This is a genomic window from Stenotrophomonas geniculata ATCC 19374 = JCM 13324 (genome assembly GCF_001431625.1).
Taxonomy (GTDB): Bacteria; Pseudomonadota; Gammaproteobacteria; order Xanthomonadales; family Xanthomonadaceae; genus Stenotrophomonas; species Stenotrophomonas geniculata.
Genome location: NZ_LLXT01000048.1, coordinates 1 through 757, shown reverse-complemented (window position 1 = coordinate 757; position 757 = coordinate 1). Strand labels below are relative to the sequence as shown.

Sequence of the window (757 nt, the reverse complement as noted above, 5' to 3'; positions counted from 1 at the left end):
AAAATTTAAAGCTGCAGATGATTGATTCTGGCAACGTATCGCTTGCTTTAAAACAATTAATAGTTGCTTGATCAAACGTCTGCAAGATGGACAATCATCCTTCCTGCAGGCGCCTTCACAAGATACCTGCGCATACTTTCAAAGATCTTGGGAAGTGGCCTCAGCGCCATTCCCGTGTGCTGCGAAGTTTCCTTCGTAGCGAGCCGCCCATTATAGCCGGCTTTTCTGCTTCGTCAACACCTTTTTTCAAGGCCGTCTCACCGGGGTGGACGTTGTTGCCGATGCTGCTTCGTCGTTGGACCCGAGGGTCTTTCGTCGTTGCGAGCCGCCTATTATGGCAGGCCTTTCAGCTTTGTCAACAATTTGTTTGAGGAACTTGAAGTTCTTCGTGAAGTTGTTGCTGCAAGTCCAGGTCGAAACCGGGTGCCTGCAAAAAAAGGAAAACCCCGCTGCGCATGCAGCGGGGTTCTCGGGTGTAAACCCTGGCGATGACCTACTCTCGCATGGCTTGAGCCACACTACCATCGGCGCAGCTGCGTTTCACTTCCGAGTTCGGGATGGGATCGGGTGGTTCCACAGCGCTAATTTCACCAGGGAGGCGGTTGGAGCGTCGCCATCCGATACAGCCGGATAAGGCGCCTGCCTCTCGTAGTTCTTGTGACGTAGCGTGCACCTGGATGCTCTTACGACGTTGTCGTAAAGCCAAGGCAACTTGAGGTTATATGGTCAAGCCTCTCGGATCATTAGTATCAGTTAG

Annotated in this window: 1 rRNA gene; it reads right to left on the bottom strand. The window is 52.0% G+C overall.

The window, feature by feature from the left end:
• Nucleotides 1-480: 480 nt before the first annotated feature.
• Nucleotides 481-595, bottom strand: a 5S ribosomal RNA gene (gene rrf, locus ARC63_RS03070).
• Between the last annotated feature and the right edge of the window lie 162 nt (nucleotides 596-757).